Source organism: Bradyrhizobium sp., assembly GCF_049512235.1.
GTDB lineage: Bacteria > Pseudomonadota > Alphaproteobacteria > Rhizobiales > Xanthobacteraceae > Bradyrhizobium.
In genome coordinates, this window is the sequence record NZ_JBEKXH010000564.1 from 1 (window position 1) to 3,818 (window position 3,818).

The window sequence follows — 3,818 nt, forward strand, 5'->3', positions numbered from 1 at the left end:
CGGCGGCGGCATCCTGGTGCGCGCCCTGACGATAATGTTCGACGGCGACGGCGTAATCATTTTCCGCTTTGAAGTGCACCACAAAAGCCAGCGCCGCGCCCAAGGCAGCGATAACGCCATAGCCGATCCATTCCCCACGAGTGATCATTGTGCGCACCTGCTCTGTAGTAGACGATACGACACAACAGTGGCGGTTCCCGTTGGTGGAGCAGGAATAGCAATGGCAGGGTTCGGTGAACCAAAGCGTTAATAATCGTATCGGTGAAAATACGGATTCCGCGCGGCAACCAAGCCGCCGCCGCTGGGCGATAAGGCCGAGGTCCGTTCAGGGCTCGAGCCATTCATGGATCGGCAGCGCGGGCATGTTCTCGTTTCACGCGCCGGAGACTTCTGACTGGGTATCGACCGCCACGGATTTCAGCGAGATCGACTCCCAGGCCGCGACCACGATCAGGATCGCCGATGTCAGCCCCGACAGCAGCAACGGCGACAGCGCGCCGGCGAACCAGGCCAACAGTCCGAGCGCGATGATGCCGACGAGGTGGGATAGCTGAAACCAGCCGCGAAAAGTGTGCTTGAACAGGATGGTTCCGATCAGAAACAACAAGGGCCCGCCGATCGCGCTGACAACCGTCTTTAGATCGGAATGGCCGGCCGGATGAGTCAGTACCAGTTCATCGGCCACCGCCGACAGGATAATGCCGGCCACGATCGGCATGTGCAGATAGGTGTAGGCGAGCCGCGCCAGCCGACCCGGTTCGCTGGATCTTGATATCTGTTCGGAACCGGCTTCGGCCCCCTTGTGGAAATAGATCCACCACATCGCGATGGCGCCGACAAAGGCGGAGGCGAATGCGCCGACGGTCTCGGCGCTCCAGCTCAGATCGGCAAAGGTCGCGCCGGTCACGACGATGGATTCGCCGAGCGCGATGATGATGAAGCCGGCGCAACGCTCCGCCATATGACCGCCCTCGACGACCCAGTCCGCCACAGCAGACGCGCCGTATTTCGGGATCCAGAACCGGACCGCCGGCGAGATATATTCGATGCCCAGCGCCACGGCCCACAGCAGCAGCCGCTGATATCCTTCGGCGACGCCGCCCGCGATCCAGAACACCGCCGACACCGACAGCCACACCAGGATCCGGATCGCATTGATCCGCGCCGGCGTGCGGGTGGGCGGGATCGATGCCAGCAGAAATACCGTCCGGCCGACCTGCATCGCGGCATAGGCCAGCGCGAACCACAATCCCCTGTCTTCAAAAGCCCTGGGAATCGAGGTGGAGAGCATGAGCCCTCCCAGCATCAGCAAAAACAGGAGGATACGAACCGGGGTGAGTTCGGGATTGAGCCAGTTGGTGATCCACGAGGTGTAAACCCACACCCACCAGACCGCCAGGAACAGCAGGGTCGTTTGCAACGCCCCCAAGGACGTGAACCGGCCGAGCAAGCTGTGCGATATCTGAGTGACCGCGAAAACGAACACCAGATCGAAAAACAGTTCGGCGTAGGTGACGCGGCTATGCTGGTTCGGCACGGTCTTGCGAAACAGCGTGCCGCGCCCATCGTCCCCGGCCATCGCCACGGTCCCCCCTAGCGTCCGTCGGACCGACCTAGCCCTCCGGCACCCCGGTGCCCTCCGGCACCCCGGTCTGCAGCGCCAGCGCGTGCAGCAGCCCGCCCATCTGCCCCTGCAGGGATTGATAGACGATCTGGTGCTGCTGGACGCGCGATTTGCCACGAAATGAGGCGGAGATCACGGTCGCGGCATAATGATCCCCGTCACCGGCCAGATCGCGGATCGTCACCTCGGCGTCGGGGATTGCTGCCTTGATCATCGATTCGATATCGTGGGCGTCCATTGGCATCCCAATTTTCTCCAATTCGGCTCTCGAGCGGGTGGCCGGCGCAAAGCCGGCGAAACCCCGAACCTAGCGCGGACACCCTTCTACGTCACGCTCTCTCGCACTATATTGGTGGCCGAATTGTTCTAATGCCGTTCGACCCGATCGCCCGTTCACAAGGCCTGAGCCAAAGGAGCCGACCATGAAACTCCCCGGTCCCGACCACCCGATCACCATTACGGTGAACCCGAAGCGCGTCCGTGTTTTAGCCGGCGGTGTCGTCATCGCCGACACCACCCAAGCCCTGACGCTGAAGGAGGCGAGCTACCCGGCCGTACAATATGTACCACGCCAGGACGCCAAGCTCGACCTGCTGGCGCGTACCGACCGGGTGACGCACTGCCCCTACAAGGGGGATGCGAATTATTTCAGCATCAAAGCCGACGGCAAGACGCTGGAAAATGCGATCTGGACCTATGAGATGCCCTTCCCGGCGATGGCGGAAATAACCGGCCATCTGGCGTTCTATCCCGACAAGGTCAAGATTGAGGAAGTAGCCTGAGCGGGGTTGGGTCGCAGGGTGAGCAAAGACTAACGGCTCGCGCGGATGCGCGAGCCATTAGCCTGATTGCTTCATTGCGCTTGCCGTGCTGGGAACGAATGGGCGGGCCGCCTCACACCCGGAAGATGGTGAGGCCAAGGATCAGCAGCACCAGGAAAATCACGGCGAAGACGTAGAACAGGAAGCGCGCGACATCCGCGGTTGCGGCCGATATGCCCGTGAATCCGAGGACACCGGCGACAATCGATACCAGAAAGAAAATCAGCGCCCATTTCAGAAGTGTCATCGCCGCTACTCCATCAGCGCAACCTTTGTAAATCGCCGATCTAACCGTGATCGGTGCAACCGGTTCCCGTCAAAGATCCCGGTTGCCGGATAATTCGGCCTTGCTGAATCCGGCTCCCGGCGGCAAGATCGGCCACGATCACCCCGGGGGGGCGCCCATGACGACCATTTCCAGCTCGCTGGCATCAGCTGAGGCCAGGGCCGCGCCAAAGGCCAAAGCGCGAAATGCCTCGCTTGATCGCGCCCGCACCTTCTTGACCCTTGTGGTCGTGACCCACCACTCCGTCATCCCCTACACCTATTTCGGTCATACCGATCCGAAGTCATGGCTCGGCTTTGACTGCATCGTTCTCGCCACCGACAGCTTTTTCATGGCGATGTTCTTTTTTCTCTCCGGATTATTCGTGTGGCCGAGCCTTGTTCATAAAGCGCCGCCGATCTTTCTTCGCGACCGCTTGCTTCGGCTCGGCCTGCCGTTCGCGATCGCCGCGTTCACCATCATTCCAATCGCCTATTACGCCATCTCGCTTCGGCAGCAGCCCGATCTCGGTTTCGCGGCTTTCTGGTGGAAGACCATCACCATCGGCCCCTGGCCGAGCGGCCCGTTATGGTTCGTCTGGGTGTTGCTGGTTTTCGACGCTTCGGCCTGCCTGTTGTACCAACTCTCGCCCAGGCTGCTCGATCCAATCAATCGCCTGTCGTTGCGCGGCTACGACCGGCCGACTGAATTCTTCCTGTTTCTGCTGGCGGTCACCGCCGTCGTCTACATTCCGGCGCGGGTCTATTTCGGACCAAACCACTGGTTCGAGTTTGGTCCGTTCGCGGTCCAGGCCAGTCGCGTGCTGCTATATGCCGCCTATTTCTTCATCGGGGCGGGCATCGGTGCGGCGAATTTCGATCGCGGCGTGCTGAGTGCGGATGGACAGCTGGCAAAGAGCGGCTGGGGTTGGGTGATCGCGACGCTGGTTCCGTACTGCCTGTTGTGGGGGTTGATCTATATCAAGCGCGAGATTCTGGGGAATCCCCCCGTGCAGCCGCATTGGTATGAGGCCAGTTACGGCCTGTTCTTCGTCATCTTCAGCGCCGCTATCTTGTTCGCAATCCTGGCGTATTTCCTGAGGTTCAAA

Annotated in this window: 5 protein-coding genes; 2 read left to right on the forward strand and 3 right to left on the reverse strand. The window is 60.9% G+C overall.

All coding sequences use genetic code 11. The features are described 5' to 3' along the window. Nucleotides 1-373 precede the first annotated feature (373 nt). Nucleotides 374-1,579, reverse strand: a complete 1,206-nt coding sequence (locus tag ABSG20_RS31760; protein WP_423868406.1) for a low temperature requirement protein A — start codon at nt 1,577-1,579, stop codon at nt 374-376. A gap of 34 nt (nt 1,580-1,613) precedes the next feature. Further along, nucleotides 1,614-1,868, reverse strand: a complete 255-nt coding sequence (locus ABSG20_RS31765) for a BolA family protein (RefSeq protein WP_423868407.1) — start codon at nt 1,866-1,868, stop codon at nt 1,614-1,616. Nucleotides 1,869-2,046: 178 nt separating this feature from the next. Between ABSG20_RS31765 and ABSG20_RS31770 the strand changes: the two genes are divergently transcribed. Further along, nucleotides 2,047-2,406 (forward strand): DUF427 domain-containing protein, encoded by a 360-nt coding sequence (locus ABSG20_RS31770; RefSeq protein WP_423868408.1) that lies wholly within the window; start codon nt 2,047-2,049, stop codon nt 2,404-2,406. A gap of 112 nt (nt 2,407-2,518) precedes the next feature. Here the strand turns inward: ABSG20_RS31770 and ABSG20_RS31775 are convergent, their stop codons facing one another. Next, nucleotides 2,519-2,692 (reverse strand): DUF1328 domain-containing protein, encoded by a 174-nt coding sequence (locus ABSG20_RS31775; RefSeq protein WP_423868409.1) that lies wholly within the window; start codon nt 2,690-2,692, stop codon nt 2,519-2,521. 157 nt (nt 2,693-2,849) lie between these two features. Here ABSG20_RS31775 and ABSG20_RS31780 point away from each other — a divergent pair. After that, the coding region (locus ABSG20_RS31780) for an acyltransferase family protein (protein ID WP_423868410.1) at nt 2,850-3,818 on the forward strand (969 nt) is incomplete at its 3' end.